Source organism: Burkholderia sp. KJ006 (assembly GCF_000262695.1).
In the GTDB taxonomy this organism is placed as follows: Bacteria; Pseudomonadota; Gammaproteobacteria; order Burkholderiales; family Burkholderiaceae; genus Burkholderia; species Burkholderia vietnamiensis.
This window is the reverse complement of the sequence record NC_017921.1, coordinates 346,387-371,771: the sequence shown is the minus strand read 5'-3', so window position 1 is coordinate 371,771 and position 25,385 is coordinate 346,387. Positions and strand designations below refer to the sequence as shown.

Below are 25,385 nucleotides of genomic sequence, written 5' to 3'. Positions count from 1 at the left end.
ATACGGGGCGTGTGCGTCGCGTGCTACTTCAGGCCGAGGGAACCGGCGGCCAGCATCGCGACCTGCAGCGGCGTATCGGCCGTTCGTCCGTCGTCGATCGACCACACCGCGGACAGCCCGGCCCACGCGACGATCCATTGCAGCAGCCGTTGCCGGTCGATCTGCGCGGCGTCGGCGACGAGCGCCACACGGCGCTCGAAGCGCGCGCGATCGACCGCGAGGTCGTGCGCGGGATTGCAGAACAGGTTCGCATAGTCGAATGCGCGCTCGCCGTGCAGGCCCTTCGGGTCGATCGCGAGCCAGCCGCGATCGCCGAAGTTCAGCACGTTGCCGTGATGGATGTCGCCGTGCAGCACGGCTTCGTCGACGGGGGCGGCCAGCAGCCGCTGGGCTATCTCGGCCGACACGCGCAGCACTTCGTCGTGGCCGTCGTCGCGCGCGTGCGCGAGCAATGCGTGGAACCAGTCGCGCAGCGGCACCGTCGCGGGCGGCTGCGGCGCGCGATGCGCATGCAGCCGCGCGACGGCGTCGCACGCGATGCGGATCGCATCGTCGTCATGGCCGACAGCTCGCCCAGCGTCGGCGTCGCGCATGCGCGTTCGAGCAGCACCGCGTCGCGATCGTGCAGCCATACCCGCGCGGCGCCGTTGCCGTTCCACCACGTCATCAGCGCGTTGCCGCGCCGCTCTTCGTCGCAGGTCGCGACCTTCAGCATCGCGGGCTGCGCATGCCGGGTGACCGGCAGCACGCCGCCGCTCGCGCTGAGGATCGGGCCGCCGTCGGGAACGAGATCCCATCGGCGCAGATAAGTGTCGAACATGCAGACGATGGTACAGGCGAAGCCGCCCGTGCGCAGGGCGCGGCGCCCGGGGCTGAGGCCCGTGCATCGGCCTTTCCTAAATAAAATTTAGCCAGTCAAAGTTTGGCTAAAGAATGTTCCGGTATCGCGGCATCCCTTCGACAATGCGCGCGTTTCGCGATCGACGAACGCCGCTGCGGCGCGCGCGGTCGCCACATCGAATCAGGAGCCTGCATGATCCATCGCACCGCCGATCCATCGTCGCGACCACGAGTGTGTGCGGCATTGCCGCGCCGCTGTGTTCGGCGCATCCCGCTCGCGGTGACCGTCTCGCCCGACTACTACATGAAGACTACCGACGACGGAACCCTATCGGTGGCCGTGAAGCCGCCGTACGTGGCGCGCGTCGGCCGACGCGATTTCGCACATGCGCGATCCGCGCGCAGTACGCGCAGCGACGACTTCGCGCCCTTGATCCGCCGCGTCGTCGCGCTCGGCGCTTCGGGATCCATCGAGCGCCACGCGCAACGCAAGCCGGCAACGCCGCTGCCCGCGATCGACGCAGCCGGGCGCGCGCGTGTGCGCGGCCTGTTTCGTATCGAAAGCTGAGGCGCGCACGATGCATACGCTATATCTGATTGCGATCGTTGCGGAAGCGATGTCGGGCGCGCTGATGGGCATGCGGCGCGGGATGGACCGGTTCGGCCTCGCGCTGGTCGGCGCGGTGACGGCGCTCGGCGGCGGCACCGTGCGCGACGTGCTGCTCGGACACTATCCGCTCGGCTGGATCGCGCATCCGGCCTATCTGCTGATCACGCTCGCGGCCGCGACCGCCGCGTCGTGGGCTGCGCGGCACCTGTCACGGATGAAGACGCTGTTCGTGACCGTCGACGCGATCGGCCTCGCGGCGTTCACGATCATCGGCTGCGACATCGGCGCGTCGACCGGCGCGGCGCCGATCATCGTCGTGCTGGCAGGTGCGATCACCGGCGTGTGCGGCGGGATGCTGCGCGACCTGCTGTGCAACGAGATGCCGCTGGTCCTGCGCGACGAACTGTACGCGAGCGTCGCATTGTTCACGGGCGGGTTGTACGTCGGCATGCAGTATCTGGGTATCGGCGCGGGGCCGGCGACGATCGTCGCGCTCGTGGCAGGCTTCGCGACGCGGATGCTCGCCGTGCGACTCGGATGGAAATTGCGGACTTTCGCCGTCGCGGATGTCGAGCGCTGAGCAATCGTGCCGGCGCGAACCTTGGCGCGCTGCTCGGGCAGCGGGGCTGACATGCGGAGATGCGGCGCGCTGGTGGTGCCGGTCGTGCCGGTCACACGCCGGAGCCTGAATACGGGGAGGGCATGGCGAGCGCCCTGGACATGCGGTCATCGACGCAACAGGCGGCGAACGATGGCCTACATCGCTACAGATGAGGAGCGTTCACGACAAATGGACGGAAAACGGCCGATTCGCCGGCGTGCTGCATAGGCGGCGGGGTTCGCTTGGCTCACACCGCCATCTCGGCAATCCGGCAACCCGGCAACCCGGCGGACCGGGGGCCGGCAAACCGGGAGAACGGGGAGAACGAGGCGAACGAGGCGAACCGGGCGAACCGGGCGACACGGCGAACCCGCCCCCACGGCCCAACCGCCCCGCACGAAGCCTGCCCCACCATCCGCCCGCCCCACTACGCCAACGATTCGATCCGAATCAACAGGTTGCGCGCATGCGCGATGAACGCCTCGTGCGTCGCACGATCCCCATGACCTTCGAACCCGCCTTGCTCGGCGAACGCGAGCTGCTCCGCATAGAGATCGACGACGGCGCTGCGTGTATCCGGCGGCAGCGCGCGGATCATCGACACGAGCAGCAGCTCCTGCGCGCGCAACATGCCGGACAGCGATTGGGCGTTCATGCCGACCTCCTCGAACGATGCGGCGGCGTGCCGCTCGTTTCATAGTAGGCGCTCGGCGCGCCCAACGGAAATCAGCCGGCGGCCGTGGCGGCGCGCGCGTCGCGCACCGTGCGGGCGACGCGCTCGACGAATTCGACATCGACGCTCGACAGCGCTTCGCGCTTGCCGTCGGGCGTCTCGACCATCAGCCGGTACGTGACGTCCTGCGTGGTCCAGGCGAGATAGCCGACCACGACCAGCATCACGCCGACCACCAGCGCGGCGCTCGATGCGCCGATACCGCCGGCCACGGCGACGGCCGCGCCGATCAGCGAGATCAGCCACGGTACGAGACGATTTTTCGGAATCTTGACGACGTCGACGTTGCGAATGTCACGCAGCGGAAAGACCTGCCCGGCGGCCGACAGGCCGTTGCGCGTGATCGTCACGCCGCGTTCGTTGAATGCGTTTTCCATCGTGTGTTGCGTGGACGAAAACGCGCAGCGTAGCAGACTTCGCTGCCACGTCAAACGGGACCGAGTGCCGCACGACCCAAGCGCGCGGCGCAACCGGCCTCGGCGGGCGTCAGAACTGCAGCCGGCCGTCGCCGTACAGGCGGCCCGGCACGTGCGACGCGACGACTTCGGCGATCTGTTCGTCGGTCGATTCGGCCGGCACGATCTGGCGCCGCGCGGGCGCGTCGAGGTGCATCGTCCATTCGACGAGCCGGTACGGGCGACCCCACGGCCGCAGCATTTCCACCGACACGCGGCAGCTCTGGACCGGGAGCGAATGCTGGCGCGTCAGAATCGCGTGCAGATGGCTGAAAACGGTATCTTCGATCATCATGGCCTCCGATCCTGTCTTGTGAGCAGTTGCTGGCGGTGCCGTAGTGGTTCTCAAAAAAAAGAAGCCGCCGATGCTCAGGCGGCCAACAGGGGGGGTGAGAGCATCCTCTCAGCCCAGAATTAAGCGAAACTTAAAAGCGCATAAAAAAGCGCCCCGCACGCGGGGCGCTGCTTGCCGGCGGGGTCCGCGAACCGCGCGGACCGTCGGCCGGGTGCCTTAGAACTTGTGGCGGATACCGACGCGCACCGCGAGCTGGTTCTGCGAGTTCGTGCCCGACGTGCCGAAGTAGCTGCTCGTGCTCGAGCCGATCGCCGCTTGCGCGCCGTCGCCCGACGCGTCCTGGTAGATCACCAGGCCATACACGTCCGTACGCTTGCTGAGCGCGTAGTCGAGCGCGAGGTTGCCCTGGTTCCAGTGAGCCGAGCCGCCGTTGCGCGTCGCGTTCGTGTACGTATAGCCCGCCGCTGCCGACAGCGCCGGCGTGAATGCATACTTCAGGCCGCCTTCATATGCGTTGAAGAACGTGCCGCTCGCGCCCGAGATCGTCGAGAACTGCGTACGCGTCCACAGCAGCCATGCCGTTGCCGGACCCCACACGTAGCGGCCGCCCACGCCGTAGGTGCGCAGGTCGCGGATGTTCGACAGCGCGAGGTTCGCGATCGTCGTCGAGAACGCCGGCGCCGACTGGCTCGGGTAACGGATGTCCGTGTAGGCCGCACCGATCGCGAACGGGCCGTTCGCATAGTTCATGCCGAAGCTGTAGGCACGCGACGAGCCGCCCGTGTTCGTGGTGCCCGTGCCCGGTGCGCCCGCGAAGTCGGTCGAGTTCGAGAAGCCGTACAACGCGCCGAACGTGAAGCCCGAGTAGTTCGCACTCTGGAACTTCACGGCGTTGTTGATGCGGCTCGACGTGAGCTGGTCGACGTCGTTGACGTGGTACGCGTAGTTGCCCGCGACCGTGTTGCCGCCCGTCGAGTAGGACGAGCCGAGGATGTCGGTCGAGAACGAATACTGACGGCCGAACGTCAGCGTGCCGTACTGCGTCTGGCTCAGGCCGACGTAAGCCTGGCGGCCGAACATCGCGCCGCCCTGACCGGCCGCGCCGGTGCCGACGCTGAAGCCGTTTTCGAGCACGAAGATCGCCTTCAGGCCGCCGCCCAGGTCTTCCGTGCCGCGCAGGCCCCAGCGGCTGCCTTGCGCGATGCCGTCGTCGAACTTGAACAGCTTGCTGCCGGCCGCGGTCGAGCTCTTGGTGCTGTGGTTCACGTAGCTGATGCCGGCGTCGATCACGCCGTACAGCGTGACGCTGCTTTGCGCGTGGGCGGTACCGGCCGTTGCTGCCAGGATGGCGATGGTCAACAGTTTCTTGTTCAAAGGATTCTCCGAGCGAGTAAAGGGCTTTTACAGTTGCGGCTCCGGCGCTCTCTATGGGCGCTCTCACGGACCGGCGGCAACTTTATCGACGGACCACTTAATGAATGTGACAGCGTTGTCATCTGACGAATATGTGGTTCTGATGCCACAGTCGCTCCCGCGCGATCGCGCCACGGGTTATGCCGAACGCGCGCGTCATTCCATCGCTCTCCGGAATATGCACATGAAATAAGCTTGGTTGGTGCCGCTGCGCGGGCGTGCCACGATGCGCGCTCCATCACGAAACGGGACAAGAGCACACCATGCGACGTTCGATCCTGACCGGCCTCGGCGCGCTTGCCGCGGCGCTGGCCTTTGCCTCATCCGGCGCGCACGCCGATTCGCAGACCTTGAAGATCGGCACGATGAGCGGCCCCGATGCGCAGATTTGGAGCGAGGTGACCAAAGTCGCCGCACGCGAGGGCCTCGCGATCAAGGTGATCGAGTTCAACGACTACGTGCAGCCGAACGCGGCGCTCGACGCCGGCGACCTCGACGCGAACGGCTTCCAGCACCAGCCGTTTCTCGACAGCCAGATCAAGCAGCGCGGCTACCGGATCGTCAACGTCGGGCTCACCTACACCGCGCCGATGGGCTTCTATTCGAAGAAGCTGAAATCGCTGAAGGACTTGCCGACAGGTGGGAAGGTCGGCATCCAGAACGATCCGTCGAACGGCAACCGCGCGTTGCTGTTGCTGCAGAAGTACGGGGTGATCAAGCTGAAGCCGGGCGTCGGCACGAACGGCGTCAATGCGACGCCGCTCGACGTCGCCGAGAATCCGAAGAAAATCAGGATCGTCGAGCTCGATGCCGCGCAACTGCCGCGCGCGCTGCCCGACCTCGATGCCGCGTCGATCAACACCGACTATGCAGTGAAGGCCGGGCTCACGCCGGTGAAGGACGCGATCGCGATCGAGGACCTGCGCGGCCCGTATGCGAACCTGATCGCGGTGCGCGCGCAGGACAAGGACAAGCCGTGGGTGAAGAAGCTCGTCGCGGCCTATGAATCGGACGACGTGCGCAAGTTCATCGACCGGACCTTCGGCGGCGCGATCGTGCCGGCGTTCTGAGCGTCGACAGCACGTCGGCAGCGGCCGGGCCGCTGCCGGGCCGCTGCCCGGCCGCTGCGCCGGGGCATCGGTCGCATTCGCCTGAGCCGAAAAGCAAATCGCCCGCGCAAGCGGGCGATTGCGTTGATGCACGCGGCGATAGCGCCGCGGGCCGTTCGCTCAAGCAGACAGCAGCGAGCCGCTGCGGATCGGCGTCGCGCCGGCGATGCGCGCGACTTCCATTCCGGCGGTGGCGAACCGCACGACCTGCCGCGCGTACAGCACGCCCGACACGCTGCTCTTCAGCGTGATCACGCGATCGGTCAGCGGATCGACGATGTCGGCCACTTCCTGGCCGGCCTCGATCCACGCGCCGACCGGCGTGCGGAACACGATCACGCCCGACACCGGCGCGACCAGCGGATCGGTGCCCGCGAGCGGCGTGGCCGGGTGCGCGAGCGGCGGCAGCGGCGCCGGCGTGCCGTCGATCAAGCCGCGTTCGGTCAGATAGTCGACGATCGCTTGCGCGTCGTGCTCGGCCAACTCGTACGACACGTCGCGTTCGCTGCGCAACTCGACCGTGACCGAGATCGCGCCGTTCGGGATCGGGAAGCGATCGCCGAACCGGTCGCGCAGATCCGACCAGCAGAAGCTGTGGATTTCATCGAACGGATTGCCGACCGAATTCAGCGCCAGCAGCGACGCCTGCGCATTCAGATAGCGCGCCAGCGGCTCGACGTCCTGCCAGAGGTCGGGGTTCGTGTACAGGTGCATGACCGCGTCGTTGTCGCAGTGCAGGTCGAGCACGATGTCGGCGTCGAACGACAGCTTCTGCAGCGCGAGCCGCTGCGATTCCAGCTCGGTGCGCGGCTTCTGCTCGTCGAGCGCTTCGCGCATCGCGGTGCGCACCGCGGCGACGTTGCGCTGCGCGTCGCCCGTCAGCCGGCCTTCGATGCGCGGCAGCACGAGCGCGGCGAGATCGTGGAAATTGCGGTTGAAGTTCTGCATCGAGCCGAGCTCGAAGCGGCCCAGGTGATCGCCGAACACGTGTTGCGCGAGGCCGATCGGGTTCGGCACCGGCACGATCACGACTTCGCCGCGCAGCTTGCCCGCCGTCTCGAGCGCGGCGATCTTGCGGCGCAGCAGCGTGGCGACCAGCATGCCGGGCAGTTCGTCCGCATGCAGCGACGACTGGATGTAGACCTTCTTGCCGCCGCGCGGGCCGTAGTGGAAGCTCGTGATCTGACGTTCGGTGCCGATGGCGGGGGAAATCAGCGGATGGGTCTGCGTTTGCATGATGGGGGAAGGCGGCGCAGCCGCGAATGATCCGGTATGCGTGGAAGGTCGATTGTACGTTGCCTTGCGCGAAGCTATCAAACCGCGTCGGCGGTATCGCGTTTTCCGTTGCGAATCATCGGCTTGGCGCGAAAACAATCGCCCGCGGGGCGCGTCCCGCGCGAGCGTTCGCGCAGCCTTGCGCCGCGCCGGCGCAAAAAAAACGGGCTCCTTGCGGAGCCCGTCTGCGCGGCTGCAAAGCGCGCGTTGCGCGTTGTTACTTGCCGTACACGTCGAAATCGAAGTACTTCTTCGCAATCTTGTCGTACGTGCCGTCCTTGCGCATCGCGGCGATCGCGCCGTCGATCTTCGTCTTCAGGTCGGTGTCTTCCTTGCGCAGGCCGATGCCCGCGCCGTTGCCGAGCGTCTTCGGATCGTCGAGGTCCTTGCCTGCGAAATCGAAGCCGGCGCCGCGCGGCGTCTTCAGGAAGCCGATCTCGGCTTGCACGGCGTCCTGCAGCGCGCCGTTCAGGCGGCCCGAGATCAGGTCGGCGTAGACCTGGTCCTGGTTCTGATACGGGACGACGGTGACGCCCTTCGGCGCCCAGTACGTCTTCGCGTAGGTTTCCTGGATCGTGCCTTGCTCGACGCCGATCGTCTTGCCCTTCAGCGATTCGGCCGTCGGCAGCAGGCCCGCGCCCTTCTTCGTGACGAGGCGCGTCGGCGTGTTGAACAGCTTCGCCGAGAAGGCGATCTGTTCCTCGCGGGCCGGGGTCATCGACATCGACGACAGCACGCCGTCGAACTTGCGAGCCTTCAGCGCCGGGATCATCCCGTCGAAGTCGTTCTCGATCCACACGCATTTCGCGGCGATGCGGCGGCAGATCTCGTTGCCGAGGTCGACGTCGAAGCCGACCACCTTGCCGTCGGCGCCTTTCGATTCGAAAGGCGGGTAGCTTGCGTCGACGCCGAAGCGTACGGTCGACCAGTCCTTCGCGTATGCAGTGCCGGCCGATACGGCCAGCAGGGCCACGGTCACAGCCGCAAGAATCTTTTTCACTCGGTGACTCCTCGTTTTGTTCGATGGGTGCGCGGTTGTGCCGCGCCGTAAGCGTTCGCCCCGGCGCGGCTTCGCGTCGGACGGTCCGTTTCGCATGCCCGATGCGGGCGCGCGACGTGCGCAAGATTATCAAGACAAAATACCGGCAGGGCGCCTAGGACATGCCCCGATACCGGCCCGGACGGCCGCGCTCGCGCGATGCGGCCGTTTCAAAGCAAGGAACGATTCAGCCTAGCGTTTCGTTGACCGCGCGCTGCAGGCATGTGACGAATTGCGACACGGCGGGCGTCGGCAGCAGGTCGCGGCGGGCGATGATCGACAGGTCGAAGCGCGGCATGGTTTCGTCGAGATCGGCCGTGCGGATGCCGAGCGGCGCGACCATGGCGGCCAGCGGGCGCGTGAAGCAGCCGATCACGTCGGAGCGTGCGACCAGGCCGAGCGTCACCGCGAACGACATCGGCGAACGCAGCAGGCGCTTCGGCAGCGGCAGGCCGCGCGCCTCGAACATCGCCATCATCACGCTGTGCGGAAACTGCTCGGCGCCGACGGTGACGATCCATTCCGCGTCGAGTAAATCCTCTAAACGGCGCGCGTGCGCGAGCGGGTGGCCGTCGCGCATCACGACGGTGAACTCGGTGGACAGCAGCGGCGTCTGCGTGAATTCGCGGTCGAGCGCGGGCACATGGTGCATCGCAGCGATGTCGAGCGTGCCGTTGTGCAGCTGCGCGAGCGCGTCGGGCACCGTCACTTCCTCGAGATGAAGGCTGACGTTCGGCATCGCGCGGCGGAACGCGGTGACCGCGTGCGGCAGCGCGGTCAGCGCGATCGACGGCATCGTGCCGACGGCGACGCGGCCCGACATCTCGCCTTTTACCTGCTCGACGGCTTCGACGGTGCGGCGCATGTCGCCGAGCAGCTGCTCGGCGCGCGGCAGCAGCGCATGGCCGCACGCGGTCAGGTCGACGCCGCGCACGCTGCGCACGAGCAGCTCGGCGTTCAGCGCGGTTTCGAGTTCGCGGATCGTATGCGTGATGGCGGGCTGCGTGACGCCGAGCTCGCGCGCGGCGGCGCGCAGGCTCTTGTGATGCGCGACGCAGACGAACGCGTGGAGCTGCGCGGTGTTCAGGTGGTTGCGGATGCGGGTCATCGATCGGTTCGAGGCTGGCGGCGGCGCGGTGGCGTTGACGCGGGGATCGATAGGGTAGCGCGGGGGTGGCTTCGTTTGCTCGCCGTTACTTCATCGAGGCCGGTGATCCATCCGTTTGAGCCAGCCACTGGTACGAGCACGCTGCCTCGTGAGCCGAGGGTTAGCCGCGAGCGCGTCTTCCTTGCGCGCGGCCCGCCAGTAAGCACCGAAATGCGTCATTCATCAAGCTGGGTCGTGTGGCGTATTGTGAGGGTTATACGACCTTTGAGCCATTCGGCTCCAGTTCCATAATTTGCGCAGCAATCAAGCCGGATCAAGAGCACAAATGCGATTGCCCATTGATCTCCCGGTTTGATCAATTTCGCGCAAACGAAAGGAACAGAGAATGAGGCTTAAGAACAAATCGGCTTTGATTACCGGCGGCACTAGCGGAATCGGTCTCGCGACCGCGAAGCTCTTTATTGCAGAAGGCGCTCGGGTCGCGGTGACCGGTCGCGATGTCGCTGCATTCGAGCGTGTGAAGGCCGAGCTTGGCGACGATGCATTGGTTTTCAGGGCCGATGTGCGTTCGATCGACGACATGCGTGCCGTTGCCGCCCAGTTAAAAGAACGGTTCGGCGGCCTGGATGTCGTATTCGCCAACGCTGGCTGGGCTTTCCCGTCCGCAGTGAATGACATCGACGATGACCTCTACAACGAGATCATGGACATCAACGTCAAGGGCGTGGTCTACACGCTTCAGGCGATGCTGCCGGAGTTGCGAGAGGGCGCCTCGGTCATCCTCAACACCTCGTTCGTCGCCCAGACCGGCAAGCACGGCATATCGTTGACCGCGGCAGCCAAGGCCGCCGTGCGATCGCTTGCCCGTAGTTGGTCCTACGAGTTTCTCGATCGCAAGATCCGGTTCAACGCGATCGCGCCCGGTGGCACGGACACGCCCCTGCTCAGCAAGTGGGGGATGTCGGACGAGGACGTCCGCAACTTCAAAAGCGAGTTCGCGAAGACCATCCCGGTTGGCCGTCTGGCAAAGGCAGAGGACATTGCCTACGCAGCGCTCTATCTCGCCAGCGACGAATCCTCCTACGTGGTCGGCAGCGAACTGGTTGTCGATGGCGGAGCGTCGCAGCTTTAAGCGGGAGCACACCGGTTCACGAGCCCGGCACGACCTTCCGATTCATCCACACCTGATCACATGTCCACTGCGCGTTATTCGCGCGGTGGTGTTCAATCCGGCCCAGCCTCGTTGCAAAAGTGGAGCGGCCGAAGCGCAAGGAGAAATGATCTTGACCGACACTAGCGAAAACAATCGCACCGGGAAGCCACTCACCGAAGCCGGTCGTTCGCGCCGCGATATTCTCAAATTCGGAAGCGTCGCCACGCTCGGCGCCGTACTGGGTGGCGGAGCACTGCTTGGCCATACCGCGCCTGCTCTTGCGCAGGCAGCCAGCAAAGGAGAACTCGCTCCGAATGACCCGCTCGACATTTTGATTGTCAATTACGACGGCGGGACGCTGCTCGACTTCGCCGGCCCCAGCGAGATTTTCCACCGGTTACCGAATACGAACGTTCGCTATGCGAGCCTCAATGGGGGCAACGTGACGCTCGAATTCGGAGTCGTGTACGGCAAGACCGAACGGCTGGCCGATATCGAGCGAACCGATCTGATTCTGGTGCCCGGTGGCTCCGATTTGACGGCGCCGATGCGGCCCGAGTATCAGGCGCAGATCCGGCGTTTGGCCCAAAGTGCCAAACATGTGACCTCGGTTTGCAACGGATCGTTGGTGCTCGCTGCGACGGGCATTCTCAATGGCAAGCGTAGCGCCTGCCATTGGGCGTTCGTCAACAAGCTGTCCGAATATGGCGCCATCCCCGTGCCGGATCGATTCGTCGAAGACGACAACGGCCGTTTCATGAGCGGCGGCGGCGTGACGGCCGGCATCGATTTCGCACTTCGCGTCGCGGCGAAGCTGCGCGGTCAACAGGCTGCCGAATTCACGCAACTCGTAATCGAATACGATCCCGCTCCGCCGTTCCATTCCGGCCACCCCAGAGACGCACGGCAGGAAGTCATCGCGATGGTCGACAAAGAACTGCCCGGTGCATCCAAGGGACTCGCACGAATCCCGGGCGTTCGCTGAAATTCCCGCGGGCAATGTCTGCGAGGACTCGCGCGATTCTCGATGAAGCCGCAACCAACATTGCTTGCCTCACCTGCGCGATCTGGCGCAGGCCCGTCTATTTGAAATCTGATCGGAAAAATCTCAAATGCAACAGATTCGTCGTCTTGCCGCACCCGTTGCGGCCTGCTTTGCTTTTTTCGCCTTTGCCGTGCCGGCAGTTGCCAGTGGCCCGCAGCCTCGAATCGAAGCGGCCATCAATACCGAAAACGCGCGGTGGGCCGATGCCTTTGCGCGAGGGGATTACGAGGCGATAGGCCGCTTGTATACGCACGACGGCGCACTGCTGCCGCCCGGCGGCAACAGGGTGACGGGTGGCAGCGCGATTGCCGCATACTTCGCCAAGCAGTATGCCGGGGCAAAGCCCGACACCGTATCGTTCAGCAATTACGAGTTCTACGGTAACGACCGGGCTGTGACGGAGGTTTCGGATGCGGAAATCCGTGATCATGCTGGAGCCGTTAAATACCGTGGCAAGCAGATCCTCCTTTTTCTGAAGGAGGGCGGTGCGTGGAAATTGCATCGCGATATCTGGAATGATTACGCTACGCAGAAATCCGATAGCCGTTGAGCGCGGGTGATATAGGCAAACACCGACCGCAAGCGCTATCCGGCCGGCGCTCGATCAGCGCGCTTTATTCAATCTGCTCTCGCGTCGGATCGCCTGCGGAGGGTGGCCATGCAGTTTGATGAAGGCCCTCCGCATTCTTTCCGGATCAGTGAACCCTACCGCCAGAGCAATTTGTTCGATCGGTTCGCTGCCCTCCTGCAGGCGCAGCCTCGCAGCTTCGACCCGCAAACGTTCGACGGCCTTGGCAGGCGTTTCACCCGTTTCCCGGCGAAATGCTCGTCCGAACTGTCGCAGGCTTAATCTCGCTGCATCGGCGAGTCGTTCCACAGGTAACGCTTCAGCCAGATGTTCCCGGGCAAAGTTCAGGGCGATGCGGATACGATCCGATTCCGGCTCCATTTGCGACATGGCGGAAAACTGGGACTGCCCGCCTGGTCGACGATACGGGACGACCAAAAGCCTGGAGACAGCGCGCGCAACATTCGAACCCAGATCTCTATCGATCATGCCGAGCGCCAGATCTATTCCGGAGGCGATTCCCGCCGACGTCCAAATACGGCCGTCCACGACATAGATGCTATTGCCCTCGACCCTGGTGCGGGGGAAGCGCGACTGCAATAGAGCAGCGTATCGCCAGTGTGTCGTTGCTTTCAATCCGTCCAGCAAGCCGGTTTCCGCCAGCAGAAACGCTCCTGTGCACACGCTTGCCACTCGCGAGGCCCGGGCGGCCAATTTCGTGGCAGCTGCGATGTTCTCCGGTGTCTGCATCGGATCTAAATCGCCGCCCACGAAAACGACGGTATCGAATGTGCGCTTTCCGATCGGCTTTGTCTCGATCGCAATGCCCGTATTACCGGGAACCGGACCTCCAGACTGCGAGACGACATGAAGATCGTACGGAGTATGGCCAGCGGCTGTGGCTACTTGATTAAAGGCGGAAAGTGGGCCACCGAGATCGAGAGCATCATGGCCGCGGCAAACGAAAAATCCAATTCGATGCATGACGAAGTCGGTGGTCGAAGATTCAAGGGAGGGCTTAGTTTATAGAAAACCCTCGAATCGCGTCGTGCGGTTCGTCGTGGGGAAGATGCGTCGTTTGTGCTCTCGTCGGGCGGCTACCGTCCTGCGGCGGGTGACTGTCGCAGATCGCCCCACGAGAAACGTTCAATCTCAGCGGAATCGGACGCTCGATGGCATCAGGCGTCGCTATCACGCCCTGCCGGAGCCTGAGTCTTGGCGGATCACAGCACGGCAGCGAGGGGCTCCGGGTCGAACCACCTGCGCCGCTCGGACTTGCTCTTTGCGATCGCCGTCTCTCACTGAGCGCGACGTCTACTGTGGTAACCCCAAACCACCTTGCCCATCGACAGACATTATCGACAACAAATAGCTATCGATTTGCCGGAGACTGACGGCGTGCCGAAGGTTGTCCTCCATCAAATCGCGGAGTTCCAGAACACGCGCACACCAGTCCTTATAGCGAGCGACTTTTCCGAAGTCGCGCCAACACTTATAGCTGCCTTCCAAATCGTCCATAACCCACGACCAACCTTCACGGACAATCGAGTCCACAATGGGGAAAAAGGTTGGCCGATGAAAGTGCAGGTATTTAGATGCTAGGCTGCTGTTTTCGCGATTGTTGGCGGTCGCCAATGCCTGACAAAGTTCAAGATGAATAGCAGCGGCTTCGGGCACGCGGTCAAGGGTGAGCTTGTCGTCCAATCCGATAGCATCTAATAGCGTGGCACATTTTGACCCAGCAATAGCAGTGGCGGCCTCGATGACGACTTCAAGCGCGTGTCTTTCATCCTTGCCAAGCCCTTTGGTCTTTCTCCGCTCCACTGAAGCAGAGTAGGTGCGTCCGATTAACATTAGCTTGCCAATGATTTGTGATTTATCGGTATTGCTAGGGTGAGCTTTCGCGGCTGCTTCATCGTGTGGACCGAAAATAAAATCGCCGAGGACGTGTACGCCGGGAGGCGCAGGGTCGCGGCCCTTGATCTGGAAATTGATGGACCCACAGCCGCAAGGACAGCGCCATGGCGTAACCTCGGCCTCTGCGAGTTGTTCCAAAAAATCTCGCGCCTTCGGCTCACCGTGCTCAAGCATCCAACGAGCGAGAGACATCTCGGATGCGGCCAATGGGCGGTTTCGTTCGAGAGTAGTCATGGAGTGAGAGTTCGCCGGTGCCGGCCAGTTTAACAGCCCGGTATAGGGCGTTATCCGCTCTCATCCGCGACACCCGCGCGGACATCGGTGAATGCTCAAAGTGGCTGCGGATCCAACCTATATGCGCTATTCCGACAAACGCCCCATATGCTTCCTTCGACACAGTTGCCCGACGCTCATCCAGCCTGCGCGGCAGTGGCGTACGAGTTGTGCCGTGCCGGCCGACATGGCAGGATACCGCTTCGATCATGCGGGGCCGCGTGGCGCATTACGGGAATAAGAATGATGCTTTCGTGGCGATTGCGTTGGTACGTACTGGCGACGGCCCGGGTGCTGCATAGGCACTGGCAGGCGCTATCCCTTACTGTCCTGCTGCTGCTGCCCACAATGCCCGTATTCGCACAGTCCCGCCTCCTGGGGGCGCCGGTACTCGCACCTTTGGCCCCGGAGCATGGCTTCGAATGGCGGTTCGTCTGGGTGCATATGCTCGAAGTCATCGGCATGCTTTGGGTGCTAATCCAACGTACGGCCATTAGCGGCGGCCCGTTTGCCGTCTTCGTCAAATCGTTGCCTGTTTCTGATCGGCATCGCCGTACCCTCGATGCAGCCGTCGTGCTGATTGCCAGTACGCCGCTGCTGTTCCCCGTCATTTCCGCAGCGATCGCGTTCGCTTATTTGCCGGATAAGGCCTCGAACTATCTGTACGTTATCGCTCTGACGATGATTACGCTTGGATGGCAATTGGCCGCGTTGTCGCGCAATATCAGTAACGGAATTCCGTTGGTGGTTGCCAATCTCGTTCTGATCGGCGCGCTGCAGACGGATAACGCCGTGCGGACGCTACTGCTAGCAGCGTCGCTGATTCTTGCTGCGTTCGCGTTGGCCCATGCGCCTGCGGCATCCTCTCCGCGTGCGAGGCAGTTTGGTCCGACGTGGTGTCGAGTAGTCGGTCGCATGTCCGCAAATACGGCACATCGGCTTCCGGTTTTCGTCAACCTGCAGCTCGGTATTCTAGGGCGTCACTTCGCAGAGACCGTCAGCCGCTGCGCAGTCATGGGCGCGGTCGCCGCTTCTACCTGTTACATGGTTGACCTTTGGGGTTTCGACACGCGCGCCGTGCCGTTGACGCTGATCGCACAGGCCGTGATCGCGCTGATCGCGTCAACGACCTATCGCGATTTGCGTGCGAGTCACGTTCGGGCGGCCCATTTTGTGCGATCGCTCCCGCTAGGCTCGATGGTGCAGGTTCGTGCGGATGTACTGACGGTCGTCATGCTCGCACTGCCATTTGCCGCCGTCGCGCCGGTGCTTCTGGTAGCGCACGGAGCCCTGTCGGTCCACGTCGCCGTTGCGATCGTATCGGCAGGCGCGCCTTTGCTTGCGCTGCTGCGCTTGCCACAACGCTATGCTCCGAGAGAATCCGTTTTGCTCGGCGTAACACTCGCCGTGAGCTGGATCGTCGCCGCATGGCAAATCTTCATCTGATGGACTTCACAATGCTTCGAATCGAAAACATCAGCAAGCGCTATGGTGAGTACGTCGTATTCCAAGGGCTGCACCACGTGACCGGGGCAGGGTGCGTGGCGCTTTGTGATGAGAACGGCAGCGGCAAGTCGACGCTGCTTGGCATCCTCGCCGGGACCATCGATGCCGACGAAGGTAACGTGTGGATCAATGGTCATTCACTACGTGACGCGCCGCTCAAGGCAAAGTCTTCACTAGCATACGTGCCGGACGACTGCATGGCGTATCCGTTCCAGACTGGACGCGAGTTTCTCGAATTCGTCGCCTCGACCAAAAGGACGGTAGTCGGTCGCGACACTCTCGATCTGGCACATCGCTTCGGGTTGGCGCCGCACCTGGAAAAGCGTTTTGAACAGATGTCACTCGGCACCCGCAAGAAGATTTATTTGAGCGCCATCACGCTCGGGGAATCCTCAGTCGTAGTGGCGGACGAACCTGGCGACGGGCTCGACGCCGCTGCGCGCGGTGTCCTGATGGACTTGTTCCGCACGCTGGCGAAAGATCGGGTCGTGTTCTTTTCGAGCCACGATCCCAAGCTGGTAGAAGGCTGCGGTGCCAGGACGCTCAATTTTGCCGATCTCGGTAGGTCGGATAGCGCGCCGGTTCAGCCGTTCAGTCGGTAATCTCAATACCCGATGGTTTCGGTGCCTATGGTTCGTTTCCGCTGGGCAACCGGAGTGAGAGAAGCAGAAGCAGCCTGCCGATGACGGGTGGCGGCCCAACCGCCCCCCTTGATCCAACGCTATCTATCCACCTCACCCCACCGCAAGCTCCACAGCCGCGAGCGTCCGCCGCCGAATCCAGCCGCTCGCGAGCCGGATCGCGAGCCAGTACGGCACGAACAGCGCGCGCGTGCGCTTGCTCGGGCAATGAACGAAGGTTTCCGTGCGCAAGAACCGCGCGCCGCTCGGCAGCCCGACGACCTCGAACCTGAGCACCAGCTTCGCGTCGTGGGGATCGGCGTGCCGCACGAACGCCGAGGCGTCGTCGATTGGCCGGACGTCGGGCGTCGGACGCCAGAAGCGGCCGACGAGGCCAAGCGACAGCGACGTATCGTCGCGATGCAGCAGCGTGAACGTATCGAAGCCGAAGCGTTCACGCGCAGCGCCGCCGCTGCGGCGGCCCACCAAACGAGCGACGGCCGCCGGCGCTTCGCGCACGGCGAGCAGCGCATCGATCACCGGATCGGCGCGCATGTCGAGCGCGGCGACGGCATCGATGATGCGAGCCGACGGTGCGTCGATCGGCTGCGATTCGTGCGTTTCGACGAAGCCGAACGACGGGATGAACGGCGGCTTGCGCGGCGCGGTCCGCGTATCTGATTCGGAGACGATACCGAACGGATTCATGACGGTTCCGGAACACAAAGCGCGATCGTAGCACCGCGTGCGCAATCGTGATTCGACGCGCCAGCACGCGCTCGCCGCATCTGCGAAGCACCACGCCCGTACGGGCAAAAAAGCCTGGAAACATCCGCTTCCGGGCCTGCAGAGCGCTCGCCGCTGAGCGTGAACGCAAACATTCCCGTCCCGCTGCGCACCGGCTTCAGATCGCCCAGCCGCCGAGATAGAACGTCACGAGCACGGCCGCGATCAGCACGGTGCCGACGTTCAGCTTGCGCCATTCGCCGCTCGCGACGCGGCCGATCACGAGCGTCGAAAAGCCGAGCATGATGCCCGTCACGATGTTCGCGGTCAGCACGATGAAGACGGCGCACACGAGGCCCGACATCGCGTCGACGACGTCGTCCATGTGCAGCTTGCTCACGCTGCCGAGCATCAGCAGGCCGACGTACATCAGCGCGGGCGCCGTCGCATACGACGGCACGAGCGCCGCGAGCGGCGAGAAGAACATCACGACGAGAAACAGCACGCCGACCACCGCTGCCGCGAGGCCCGTCTTCGCGCCGGCGGCCACGCCGACGCTCGACTCGATGTAGGCCGCCGCCGGTGCGCCGCCGAGGAAGCCGGAGAAGATCGAGCTGACCGAATCGGCGGTCAGCGCGCGGCCGCCGTTGACGATGCGGCCGTGCTGGTCGAGCTGGCCGGCTTGTCCCGCCACCGCGCGAATCGTGCCCGTCGCGTCGAACACGGCGGTCATCACGAGCGCCAGCACGCTCGGCAGCACGGCCATCGACAGCGCGCCCTTGATGTCCATCGCGCCGATCAGTGACGCCTGGCCCGGCGCACTGAGCGACGGCAGCGCGAAGATGCCGCGGTACTTCACCGCGGGATCGAACGCGAGGCCAATCGCCGACACGGCCACCACCACGAGCAGGATGCCGCCCGGCACGCGCCGCTTCTCGAGCCCGAAGATCGCGGCGAGCCCGACGATCGACATGATCGCCGGGAACGCGGTGATCTGGCCGAGCGACACCGGCAGCCCCGCGCCCGGATTCTTCACGACGAGGCCGACGTCGTTCGACGCGATCAGCAGCAGGAACAGGCCGATGCCGATCCCGGTGCCGTGCGCGACGCCCGCGGGCAGATTGCGCAGGATCCACGAGCGCACGCCGGTGACCGAGATGCCGGTGAACACGACGCCCATCACGAACACGGCGCCGAGCGCGACGCTCGGGTGCAGGCCCTTGCCGAGCACGAGGCCGAACGCTGTGAATGCGGTCAGCGAGATCGCGCAGCCGATGGCGATCGGCAGCTTCGCCCACAGGCCCATCAGCAGCGAGCCGAACGCCGTGGTCAGGCAGACCGCGACGAACACGGCGCTCGTGTCGAAACCGGCCTTGCCCAACATGCCGGGCACGACGAACACCGAATAGACCATCGCGAGGAACGTGGTCACGCCCGCGACGATTTCGCGGCGCTGCGTGCTGCCGCGCGACGAGATGTCGAAGTACCGGTCGATGACTCCCTTGGTGCCGAAGTCCGTTTCTTCCGCGCCGACGCCGACCGTCGGCTGCACCGGGGTATCACTCATGAGCTTGCTCCTTTATCAGCATGCTGAAACGGCCGCGGCGGACCGTCGTCAGGGTGTCTCGAATCTGGTTGGAATGATCGGCATCGTCGTGCGCACGCATGATGCGCGGCGGGTGTCGCCGGCCGCGCGCCAACCGGCGCGCGTGCGTCGCGTCGCACCACGCGCGGCGAGGCGGACTCGGCCGCGTGCTTTGCCGTAGCGAAGGTTAGGCGAACGGCCCGGCGCGTCCCATTGGAGGAACGGCATGCAGCGCATGTCGGCGCGCTTATATCCGCGTGCCGTGGGGCTTCGTCGGCGCGGAACGCGCGTATACGCCTAGTTCGAATCCGTTAAGGCGACTATTCGTAGGCGGGATGGGCGGCAGTGGCACTGCAGCGGCAGCGCAGCGCGGCCGCGCTGCCTCAGTCGCGCGCGGGATGCGCGCCACGGACCAGATGCTCGAGATATGCGCAGAACATGTCGGCCATCGCGTTCGAGTACGCGTCGATCTCGGCCGCGCTGCGTTCGGTCTCGGAAAACGCCTTGCCGCCCGCCGTGAGCGTGGTCACGATCAGGTCGCCCGCGAGCGTGCGCGCGGCGTCCGGCACGTCCGGCAGCGCTTCGCGCATGAACGCGCCGAACACGCGCTCGCTTTCGGCTTTCAGTTCGCGCGCCTCGGGCGCATCGCGATAGAGCGGCGCGGCGTCGTCGAGTGCGGTGCGCATCGGCGCCTCGTCGCACTCCGAGCGCACGAACGCATGGACGGCAGTGCGCAGGCGCTCGAGCGGCGTCTTCGCGCCGTCCTGCAGCATCGCGCACAGCATGCCGGAGGTTTGCCGCCATTCGTCGTGCTGCAGGCGGAACAGCACGGCGGCCTTGTTCGGGAAGTACTGATACAGCGAGCCGACGCTCACGCCGGCCCGCTCGGCGACGCGCGCCATCGTGAAGCGCTGCGCGCCTTCGGCCGCCAGAACCTGAACAGCGGCCTGCAGCACGGCGTCGACGAGTTGGGTCGAGCGGGCCTGCCGAGGCAGTCTGCGTGAGGCGATCCGGGTGGTGCGGCGGTCGGTCATGGCGGCTCCGGGAATGCGAATAGTAAAACGTGAATAGTTCGTCATATTCTAGTCGGGCGCCCTGACGCGCTCAACCTGACCCGGAGATTTGCATGACCACCCTGATTCAAGATCCGCTCGCATCGCTGCTCGCGCGCCTGTTCGACGAAGCCGACGCGTCGTCGCCCGCGTCGGACCCGGCGTTCGCCGGCGTGTCGCGCGACGAGCTGGCGCGGCTGATGCGCAGCAAGACCGATTACGCCGATTTCTATGCAGGTCTGAAGGACTATCCGCTCGCGGTGTCGCGCGAGACGGGCGCGCTGCTGTACATGCTCGCGCGCGGTTGCGGCGCGCGCTCGATCGTCGAGTTCGGCACGTCGTTCGGCATCTCGACGCTGCATCTGGCGGCCGCGCTGCGCGACAACGGCGGCGGCCGCGTGATCACGAGCGAATTCGAGGCGTCGAAGGTGGCGCGCGCGAGCGCGAACCTCGCGGCGGCCGGGCTCGCGGATCTGGTCGAGATCCGCGCAGGCGATGCGCTGCAGACGCTCGCGACCGACCTGCCGGCCACCGTCGACCTGCTGCTGCTCGACGGCGCGAAGGCGCTGTATCCGGAGATACTCGCGCGCGTCGAGCCGCGGCTGCGGCGCGGCGCATTCATCGTCGCCGACAACGCCGAGCACAGCCCCGACTACCTCGACTACGTGCGCGCGCCGGCGAACGGCTACCTGTCGGTGCCGTTCGGCGCCGACGTCGAGCTGTCGATGCGGCTCGTCTGACATCGGCGCGCCATCGCGCGGGCGCTCACTTTCACGTTCACGCGCAAGCCTGCGCGAGCGCCGGGTAGTCGGTGAGGCCCTTGGCGCCGCCGCCGAACAGCGTGTTGCGATCGTGCGGCGCGAGCGCGGCGCCGCTGCGCAGGCGTTCGGGCAGGTCGGGGTTCGCGACGAACGGGCGGCCGAAGGCGATGAGATCGGCCCAGCCGGCGGCGATCGCTTCGCGTGCGCGCTCGGCGGTGTACTTGCCCGCATAGATCAGCACGCCGCCGAACGCTGCGCGCAGCTTCTGCTTGAATGCCGGCGGCATCAGCGGCGCGTCGTCCCAGTCGGCTTCGGCGATGTGCAGATAGCCGACGCCCAGTTCGCCGAGCAGCGTCGCGGCCGCGAGGTAGGTCGTTTCGGGATCGTCGTCGACGCAACCGTTCAGCGTGGTCAGCGGCGCGAGGCGGATGCCGACGCGCGACGCGTCGCCGGTGCCTTCGATCAGCGCCTGCGCGACTTCGCGCAGGAAGCGCAGACGGTTCTCCAGCGAGCCGCCGTATGCGTCGGTGCGCGTGTTCGCGTTCGAGTCGATGAACTGGTTCACGAGATAGCCGTTCGCGCCGTGCAGCTCGACGCCGTCGAAGCCGGCTTCCATCGCGTTGCGCGCGGCGGCGCGGTATTGAGCGACGATCTCGCCGATCTCGGCGACCGTCAGCGCGCGCGGCTCGGACGCCTGCACGAAGCCCGGCGTGCTGCCGTCGTCGCCGGCGATGAACACGTTCACGCCTTTCGCCTGGATCGGCGACGACGACACCGGCTGCGCGCCGCCGAGCAGGCTCGTGTGGCTCAGGCGGCCGACGTGCCACAGCTGCGCGAAGATGCGGCCGTGCGCGGCATGCACGGCGTCGGTCACCTTGCGCCAGCCGGCGACCTGCGAGCGCGTATGAATGCCGGGGGTCCACGCGTAGCCCTTGCCGAGCGGCGCGATGTAGGTGCCTTCGCTGACGATCAGGCCGGCGCTCGCGCGTTGCGCGTAATACTCGGCCATCAGTTCGTTCGCTTCGTCGCCGGGCTGGGTCGCGCGTGAGCGCGTCATCGGCGGCATCACGATACGGTTCGGCAGCGTCAGCGCGCCGAATTGCAGCGGTTGGAACAGCGGGTCGTGGTTCATGCTGGTGTCCTTTGAGTGCCGCGGCCGGCTGGCCGCGGATGGGTCGATCGACGGATGGGCGCGCTCAGTCCCACTGCGGCGCGAGGCCGGCCGGATCCACTTCGCGGCCGTTGCGCTCGAGCGTGGCGATCTGCGCGAGGTCTTCGTCGGTGAGGCGCAGCGTCTGCGCGAGCAGGTTGCTCGCGAGGTGCTCGCGCTTGGTCGACGACGGAATGACGGAGTAGCCGAGCTGCAGCGCCCACGCGAGCGCGACCTGCGCCGGCGTCGCGCGGTGGCGTCGCGCGATCGCGTCGAGCACCGGGTCGCCGAGCACCTTGCCGTAGGCGAGCGTCATGTACGACGTCACGTGGATGCCTTCGCTCTGCAGAAACTCGACGAGCTTGCGGTTCTGCAGATACGGGCTCAGCTCGATCTGGTTCGTCGCGATCGCGTCGCTGCCGACGGCCGCGATCGCTTCCTTCGTCAGCGCGATGTTGAAGTTCGACACGCCGATCTCGCGCGTGAGGCCTTTCGCCTTCGCGTCGGCCAGCGCGGTCATGAACGCGTCGACCGACACGCCGTTGTCGGGCGCCGGCCAGTGGATCAGTGTCAGGTCGACGTAGTCGGTGCGCAGCTTGCGCAGGCTGTCCTCGAGGCTCGCCGCGAGCTTGCCGGGCGCGTAGTTGTCGACCCAGATCTTGGTCGTGACGAACAGGTCTTCGCGACGCACGCCCGATGCCGCGATCGCCGCGCCGACTTCCGCTTCGTTGCCGTAGATCTGCGCGGTGTCGATCGCGCGATAGCCGAGCTCGAGGCCGTTGCGGACCGAGTCGATGACGACCTGGCCCTGCAGTCGGAACGTGCCGAGGCCGAAGGCGGGAATCTTGCTCATCGTGTGCTCCTGGAAGAGGTGGAACGGTTGCGGTATGGGGTCATTCTGGCGGGTGCAACTGATGAGATAAACGCCGTCAGAGGTCAAAAATATTTGATTTCAGATCAAGGATCGTGCGGCGCTATGCGGCGCGGGTCGTTGCGGGCGCATGGAACGCGGGCAGCACGTGCGTCGCGATCTCGGACATCGTCTCGTCGAGCGGCCGGCGATTGCGCCGGAAGTGCAGCCCGATGTGCTGCACGCCCGCGTCGCGCATCGCCGCGAGTTCCTCGGCCAGCGCGATGCGCCCGGCGCGCGCGCCGAAGCGGTGGCGCTGCAGCGGTTCGTGCGGGTCCTCGGCGAGATCGAGGTGGATGAAGCTCACGTACGGCTTGTTGCCGGCCACCGCGCGCCAGTTCGCGGCGCGCTGCCGGTGATCGTCCGGCGTGCCGGGATACGCGAGGCAGCCGTCCAGGTGTTCGCCGATCCACGCGGGCGTCTGCTGCGCGAGGCCCGCGACGAGCAGCGGCAGCGGCGCGGCGACGTGCGGCAGGACCTCGAGCCCCGGCGGCAGGTGGCCGCGCGCGCCGTCGCGCAGCAACGCGATCTGTGCGCGGAAATTCGCGCCGCGCGACGCGAAATCGCGGCCGAACAGCGGATATTCGACCGGCCGGTCGCCGCTCGCGACGCCGAGCAGCAGGCGGCCGCCGCTCAGCGCGTCGATCGTCGCGGCCGATTTGAGCGTCAGCAGCGGCTCGCGCAGCGGCAGCACGACGGCCGCCGTGCCGAGCAGGATGTCGCGCGTGATGCCCGCGAGGTAGCCGAGATACGAGAACGCCTCGAACACCTGCGCGGCATCGCCGAACGACGGGTCGTACACCGGCACGTCGCGCACCCAGAGCGCGCGGAAGCCGAGCGTGTCGGCCAGGCGTGCGAGTTCCGCGTGCCTGGCCAGATCCGGCACGCCGGGACGGCGGCCGTCGTGCTGGCGCTTCGCGTCGCCGGCCGGCGACCAGTCGTTGTCGAGCGGCAGCTCGATGCCGATGCTGAAGCCGCCGGCGGCGAGCGCTTGAAGTGACGTGGACATGATGGACGTCTCCGTTCAGACCGCGCGCAGGCTGCCGTCGAGCCGGTGGAAATCGAGCGACGCCGCGGTGAAGAACGTGCGCGACGTGCCGGCCGCGAAATCGTCGATGTGCACGACGGTCGCGCGATCGGCTTCCTGCCACGCGATCGCGTAGGTGTCGGCGGCGACGGGCTGCCACGTGTATTCGACTTCGCCCGTCGCACCCGCGTACGGGCCGTCGGTGATCGCGTAGCGCATGTGGCGGCCGTCCGCGTCATAGGCGTTGAGGGCGGTCAGCCCGTCGTAACGGACTTCGAACGTCTTGCCGGCGAACGGCGGACGTCGGGTCGATGCATTCATGCTGGGTCGCTCCTGCAAAAAGGGTGACGTTCAATGGGCGAGTTCGACGGGTTCGGCCGTGCGTTCCGGCAGCCCGGCGCTGCGGTCGAGGCGGCCGCTGAGCGCGGTCAGCGCGAACGCGCCGAGCGTGACCAGCGCGGCGATCCACGGCGTATGGCCGAGGCCGGCGCTCGCGACGATCAGCCCGCCGAGCGACGAGCCGCCCGCGACGCCGAGGTTGAACGCGGCGATGTTGAAGCCCGAGGCGACGTCGGTGGCGTCCGGCGCGAAGTGGCGCGCCTGCTTGACGACGTACACCTGCAGGCCCGGCACGTTGCCGAACGCGACCGCGCCCCACGCGAGCATCGTCAGCACCGCGAGCCATTTCACGTGCACGGTGAAGGTCAGCGCGAGCAGCACGGCGGCGAGCAGCAGGAAGATCCGCTTGAGCGCGCCGACTGGGCCGACGCGGTCGGCGAGCTTGCCGCCCCACACGTTGCCGAACGCGACCGACACGCCGTAGCCGACCAGCACGAGGCTGATCTGCGACGGCGTGAAGCCGGCGATCCGTTCGAGCAGCGGCGCCATGTAGGTGAATGCGATCAGCGAACCGCCGTAGCCGACCGCCGTCATCGCATAGACGAGCAGCAGGCGCGGCTGCGCGAGCACGCGGAACTGGCGGGCGAGCGGCGCGGGCGCCGTCTGCGGCAGGCCGCGCGGCACGAACGCCACCGCGCCCGCGAACGCGACGACGCCGAACAGCGCGACGATCAGGAACGTCGCGCGCCAGCCGAAGTGCTGGCCGATGAAGGTGCCGAGCGGAATGCCCGCGACGAACGCGACGGTCATCCCGCTGAACATCGTCGCGATCGCGCTGGCGGCCTTCTCCTTCGGCACCAGCGTGGTCGCGATGATCGAGCCGACCGAGAAGAACACGCCGTGCGCGAGGCCGGTGAGGATGCGCGCGACGATCAGCGATTCGTAGCCGGGCGCCTGCCACGCGACGAGATTGCCGATCGTGAACAGCGCCATCAGCGCGGCGAGCAGCGTCTTGCGCGGCACGCGGGCGGTGAGCGCGGTGAGCAGCGGCGCGCCGATCGCGACGCTCAAGGCATAGAGGCTGACGAGCAGGCCGGCCGACGGCAGGCTGACGCCGAGATCGGCGCCGATGGTCGGGATCAGCCCGACGATCACGAACTCGGTGGTGCCGATGGCAAACGCGCTGATGGTCAGCGCAAGTAGGGCGAGTGGCATGACGGGATCCTGGTTCCGGTGAGGACGGATCGCAGTGTGCCGGCTTTACTTTTGCGGAAA

General features: G+C 65.6%; 26 protein-coding genes and 1 pseudogene. 9 read left to right on the top strand and 18 right to left on the bottom strand.

Features of this window, described 5'->3' with window-relative positions:
* Nucleotides 1-23 precede the first annotated feature (23 nt).
* Nucleotides 24-820: pseudogene (locus tag MYA_RS15785) on the bottom strand (aminoglycoside phosphotransferase family protein).
* A gap of 450 nt (nt 821-1,270) precedes the next feature.
* Here MYA_RS15785 and MYA_RS32145 point away from each other — a divergent pair.
* Both MYA_RS32145 and MYA_RS15775 read left to right on the top strand, forming a co-directional pair.
* Entirely contained in the window at nt 1,271-1,408 is a 138-nt protein-coding gene (locus MYA_RS32145) for a hypothetical protein (RefSeq protein WP_233451695.1), read from the top strand.
* A gap of 10 nt (nt 1,409-1,418) precedes the next feature.
* A complete protein-coding gene (locus MYA_RS15775) occupies nt 1,419-2,030 on the top strand; it encodes a trimeric intracellular cation channel family protein (RefSeq protein ID WP_011880977.1) in 612 nt (203 codons plus the stop codon).
* 448 nt (nt 2,031-2,478) lie between these two features.
* Here the strand turns inward: MYA_RS15775 and MYA_RS15770 are convergent, their stop codons facing one another.
* The 4 genes from MYA_RS15770 to MYA_RS15755 form a co-directional block, all read right to left on the bottom strand.
* On the bottom strand, nt 2,479-2,706 hold the full coding sequence (locus MYA_RS15770) for a hypothetical protein (RefSeq protein WP_011880976.1): 228 nt from the start codon (nt 2,704-2,706) through the stop codon (nt 2,479-2,481).
* Between the two features lie 71 nt (nt 2,707-2,777).
* Nucleotides 2,778-3,161: a DUF6232 family protein gene (locus MYA_RS15765; RefSeq protein WP_011880975.1), complete on the bottom strand. Its 384-nt coding sequence runs from the start codon at nt 3,159-3,161 to the stop codon at nt 2,778-2,780.
* 109 nt (nt 3,162-3,270) lie between these two features.
* Nucleotides 3,271-3,531, bottom strand: coding sequence for a DUF2866 domain-containing protein (locus tag MYA_RS15760; protein ID WP_011880974.1), 261 nt, complete (start codon nt 3,529-3,531; stop codon nt 3,271-3,273).
* Between the two features lie 219 nt (nt 3,532-3,750).
* The gene (locus MYA_RS15755; protein WP_014724126.1) at nt 3,751-4,908 is read right to left on the bottom strand and encodes a porin; all 1,158 of its coding nucleotides are present in this window, start codon (nt 4,906-4,908) and stop codon (nt 3,751-3,753) included.
* A gap of 302 nt (nt 4,909-5,210) precedes the next feature.
* On the opposite strand from MYA_RS15755, the gene MYA_RS15750 reads away from it, so the two are divergent.
* Nucleotides 5,211-6,017, top strand: coding sequence for a MetQ/NlpA family ABC transporter substrate-binding protein (locus MYA_RS15750; protein ID WP_014724125.1), 807 nt, complete (start codon nt 5,211-5,213; stop codon nt 6,015-6,017).
* Nucleotides 6,018-6,176: 159 nt separating this feature from the next.
* On the opposite strand, the gene MYA_RS15745 is transcribed toward MYA_RS15750, so the two are convergent.
* The 3 genes from MYA_RS15745 to MYA_RS15735 all read right to left on the bottom strand — a co-directional run bounded on the left by MYA_RS15745 (nt 6,177) and on the right by MYA_RS15735 (nt 9,478).
* The gene (locus tag MYA_RS15745) at nt 6,177-7,292 is read right to left on the bottom strand and encodes a succinylglutamate desuccinylase/aspartoacylase family protein (protein ID WP_011880971.1); all 1,116 of its coding nucleotides are present in this window, start codon (nt 7,290-7,292) and stop codon (nt 6,177-6,179) included.
* A gap of 256 nt (nt 7,293-7,548) precedes the next feature.
* Complete coding sequence (locus MYA_RS15740; protein WP_011880970.1) at nt 7,549-8,331, bottom strand: ABC transporter substrate-binding protein; 783 nt, start codon at nt 8,329-8,331, stop codon at nt 7,549-7,551.
* Between the two features lie 226 nt (nt 8,332-8,557).
* Nucleotides 8,558-9,478: a LysR family transcriptional regulator gene (locus MYA_RS15735; protein ID WP_011880969.1), complete on the bottom strand. Its 921-nt coding sequence runs from the start codon at nt 9,476-9,478 to the stop codon at nt 8,558-8,560.
* Nucleotides 9,479-9,863: 385 nt separating this feature from the next.
* Here MYA_RS15735 and MYA_RS15730 point away from each other — a divergent pair, with 385 nt between their 5' ends.
* The 3 genes from MYA_RS15730 to MYA_RS15720 all read left to right on the top strand — a co-directional run bounded on the left by MYA_RS15730 (nt 9,864) and on the right by MYA_RS15720 (nt 12,226).
* The gene (locus MYA_RS15730) at nt 9,864-10,610 is read left to right on the top strand and encodes an SDR family oxidoreductase (RefSeq protein ID WP_014724123.1); all 747 of its coding nucleotides are present in this window, start codon (nt 9,864-9,866) and stop codon (nt 10,608-10,610) included.
* Between the two features lie 145 nt (nt 10,611-10,755).
* A complete protein-coding gene (locus MYA_RS15725; RefSeq protein WP_230945024.1) occupies nt 10,756-11,616 on the top strand; it encodes a DJ-1/PfpI family protein in 861 nt (286 codons plus the stop codon).
* 127 nt (nt 11,617-11,743) lie between these two features.
* Entirely contained in the window at nt 11,744-12,226 is a 483-nt protein-coding gene (locus tag MYA_RS15720; protein WP_011880966.1) for a YybH family protein, read from the top strand.
* A gap of 54 nt (nt 12,227-12,280) precedes the next feature.
* Here the strand turns inward: MYA_RS15720 and MYA_RS29880 are convergent, their stop codons facing one another.
* Complete coding sequence (locus tag MYA_RS29880; protein WP_072465459.1) at nt 12,281-13,228, bottom strand: GlxA family transcriptional regulator; 948 nt, start codon at nt 13,226-13,228, stop codon at nt 12,281-12,283.
* 330 nt (nt 13,229-13,558) lie between these two features.
* Complete coding sequence (locus tag MYA_RS31165) at nt 13,559-14,353, bottom strand: hypothetical protein (protein WP_148278569.1); 795 nt, start codon at nt 14,351-14,353, stop codon at nt 13,559-13,561.
* A gap of 324 nt (nt 14,354-14,677) precedes the next feature.
* Between MYA_RS31165 and MYA_RS15710 the strand changes: the two genes are divergently transcribed.
* Together MYA_RS15710 and MYA_RS15705 are read left to right on the top strand one after the other, a co-directional pair.
* Nucleotides 14,678-15,880 carry a hypothetical protein gene (locus MYA_RS15710; RefSeq protein ID WP_041494008.1) on the top strand — a complete coding sequence of 401 codons (1,203 nt, stop codon included), beginning with the start codon at nt 14,678-14,680 and terminating at the stop codon, nt 15,878-15,880.
* An 11-nt stretch (nt 15,881-15,891) separates the two neighbouring features.
* Entirely contained in the window at nt 15,892-16,542 is a 651-nt protein-coding gene (locus MYA_RS15705) for an ABC transporter ATP-binding protein (RefSeq protein ID WP_041494236.1), read from the top strand.
* 132 nt (nt 16,543-16,674) lie between these two features.
* Here the strand turns inward: MYA_RS15705 and MYA_RS15700 are convergent, their stop codons facing one another.
* The 3 genes from MYA_RS15700 to MYA_RS15690 all read right to left on the bottom strand — a co-directional run bounded on the left by MYA_RS15700 (nt 16,675) and on the right by MYA_RS15690 (nt 19,905).
* Nucleotides 16,675-17,268 (bottom strand): hypothetical protein, encoded by a 594-nt coding sequence (locus MYA_RS15700; RefSeq protein ID WP_014724118.1) that lies wholly within the window; start codon nt 17,266-17,268, stop codon nt 16,675-16,677.
* 196 nt (nt 17,269-17,464) lie between these two features.
* Nucleotides 17,465-18,853: an NCS2 family permease gene (locus tag MYA_RS15695; protein ID WP_014724116.1), complete on the bottom strand. Its 1,389-nt coding sequence runs from the start codon at nt 18,851-18,853 to the stop codon at nt 17,465-17,467.
* Between the two features lie 401 nt (nt 18,854-19,254).
* On the bottom strand, nt 19,255-19,905 hold the full coding sequence (locus MYA_RS15690; protein WP_014724114.1) for a TetR family transcriptional regulator: 651 nt from the start codon (nt 19,903-19,905) through the stop codon (nt 19,255-19,257).
* A gap of 92 nt (nt 19,906-19,997) precedes the next feature.
* Here MYA_RS15690 and MYA_RS15685 point away from each other — a divergent pair, with 92 nt between their 5' ends.
* Entirely contained in the window at nt 19,998-20,663 is a 666-nt protein-coding gene (locus MYA_RS15685; RefSeq protein ID WP_014724113.1) for an O-methyltransferase, read from the top strand.
* A gap of 37 nt (nt 20,664-20,700) precedes the next feature.
* Here MYA_RS15685 and MYA_RS15680 read toward each other — a convergent pair whose 3' ends face one another.
* From MYA_RS15680 to MYA_RS15660, 5 genes are all read right to left on the bottom strand, one after another.
* Nucleotides 20,701-21,816, bottom strand: a complete 1,116-nt coding sequence (locus MYA_RS15680; RefSeq protein ID WP_014724112.1) for an alkene reductase — start codon at nt 21,814-21,816, stop codon at nt 20,701-20,703.
* A gap of 64 nt (nt 21,817-21,880) precedes the next feature.
* Complete coding sequence (gene dkgB / locus MYA_RS15675) at nt 21,881-22,687, bottom strand: 2,5-didehydrogluconate reductase DkgB (RefSeq protein ID WP_014724111.1); 807 nt, start codon at nt 22,685-22,687, stop codon at nt 21,881-21,883.
* A 121-nt stretch (nt 22,688-22,808) separates the two neighbouring features.
* On the bottom strand, nt 22,809-23,753 hold the full coding sequence (locus tag MYA_RS15670) for a TIGR03571 family LLM class oxidoreductase (protein WP_014724110.1): 945 nt from the start codon (nt 23,751-23,753) through the stop codon (nt 22,809-22,811).
* A gap of 15 nt (nt 23,754-23,768) precedes the next feature.
* A complete protein-coding gene (locus MYA_RS15665; RefSeq protein ID WP_014724109.1) occupies nt 23,769-24,092 on the bottom strand; it encodes a MoaF-related domain-containing protein in 324 nt (107 codons plus the stop codon).
* 30 nt (nt 24,093-24,122) lie between these two features.
* Entirely contained in the window at nt 24,123-25,325 is a 1,203-nt protein-coding gene (locus tag MYA_RS15660; RefSeq protein WP_014724108.1) for an MFS transporter, read from the bottom strand.
* Nucleotides 25,326-25,385: the final 60 nt, after the last annotated feature.

Excerpts from the sequence above, each read along its gene's own strand:
- MYA_RS29880 (WP_072465459.1), bottom strand. The coding sequence starts at position 13,228 with ATGCATCGAATTGGATTTTTCGTTTGCCGCGGCCATGATGCTCTCGAT.
- MYA_RS15710 (WP_041494008.1), top strand. The coding sequence starts at position 14,678 with ATGATGCTTTCGTGGCGATTGCGTTGGTACGTACTGGCGACGGCCCGG.
- MYA_RS15735 (WP_011880969.1), bottom strand. The coding sequence starts at position 9,478 with ATGACCCGCATCCGCAACCACCTGAACACCGCGCAGCTCCACGCGTTC.
- MYA_RS15670 (WP_014724110.1), bottom strand. The coding sequence starts at position 23,753 with ATGTCCACGTCACTTCAAGCGCTCGCCGCCGGCGGCTTCAGCATCGGC.
- MYA_RS15775 (WP_011880977.1), top strand. The coding sequence starts at position 1,419 with ATGCATACGCTATATCTGATTGCGATCGTTGCGGAAGCGATGTCGGGC.
- MYA_RS15750 (WP_014724125.1), top strand. The coding sequence starts at position 5,211 with ATGCGACGTTCGATCCTGACCGGCCTCGGCGCGCTTGCCGCGGCGCTG.
- MYA_RS15700 (WP_014724118.1), bottom strand. The coding sequence starts at position 17,268 with ATGAATCCGTTCGGTATCGTCTCCGAATCAGATACGCGGACCGCGCCG.
- MYA_RS15725 (WP_230945024.1), top strand. The coding sequence starts at position 10,756 with ATGATCTTGACCGACACTAGCGAAAACAATCGCACCGGGAAGCCACTC.
- MYA_RS15685 (WP_014724113.1), top strand. The coding sequence starts at position 19,998 with ATGACCACCCTGATTCAAGATCCGCTCGCATCGCTGCTCGCGCGCCTG.
- MYA_RS31165 (WP_148278569.1), bottom strand. The coding sequence starts at position 14,353 with ATGTCTCTCGCTCGTTGGATGCTTGAGCACGGTGAGCCGAAGGCGCGA.
- MYA_RS15745 (WP_011880971.1), bottom strand. The coding sequence starts at position 7,292 with ATGCAAACGCAGACCCATCCGCTGATTTCCCCCGCCATCGGCACCGAA.
- MYA_RS15680 (WP_014724112.1), bottom strand. The coding sequence starts at position 21,816 with ATGAACCACGACCCGCTGTTCCAACCGCTGCAATTCGGCGCGCTGACG.
- MYA_RS15665 (WP_014724109.1), bottom strand. The coding sequence starts at position 24,092 with ATGAATGCATCGACCCGACGTCCGCCGTTCGCCGGCAAGACGTTCGAA.
- MYA_RS15730 (WP_014724123.1), top strand. The coding sequence starts at position 9,864 with ATGAGGCTTAAGAACAAATCGGCTTTGATTACCGGCGGCACTAGCGGA.
- MYA_RS15760 (WP_011880974.1), bottom strand. The coding sequence starts at position 3,531 with ATGATCGAAGATACCGTTTTCAGCCATCTGCACGCGATTCTGACGCGC.
- dkgB (WP_014724111.1), bottom strand. The coding sequence starts at position 22,687 with ATGAGCAAGATTCCCGCCTTCGGCCTCGGCACGTTCCGACTGCAGGGC.
- MYA_RS15770 (WP_011880976.1), bottom strand. The coding sequence starts at position 2,706 with ATGAACGCCCAATCGCTGTCCGGCATGTTGCGCGCGCAGGAGCTGCTG.
- MYA_RS15720 (WP_011880966.1), top strand. The coding sequence starts at position 11,744 with ATGCAACAGATTCGTCGTCTTGCCGCACCCGTTGCGGCCTGCTTTGCT.
- MYA_RS15695 (WP_014724116.1), bottom strand. The coding sequence starts at position 18,853 with ATGAGTGATACCCCGGTGCAGCCGACGGTCGGCGTCGGCGCGGAAGAA.
- MYA_RS15765 (WP_011880975.1), bottom strand. The coding sequence starts at position 3,161 with ATGGAAAACGCATTCAACGAACGCGGCGTGACGATCACGCGCAACGGC.
- MYA_RS15705 (WP_041494236.1), top strand. The coding sequence starts at position 15,892 with ATGCTTCGAATCGAAAACATCAGCAAGCGCTATGGTGAGTACGTCGTA.
- MYA_RS15660 (WP_014724108.1), bottom strand. The coding sequence starts at position 25,325 with ATGCCACTCGCCCTACTTGCGCTGACCATCAGCGCGTTTGCCATCGGC.
- MYA_RS15690 (WP_014724114.1), bottom strand. The coding sequence starts at position 19,905 with ATGACCGACCGCCGCACCACCCGGATCGCCTCACGCAGACTGCCTCGG.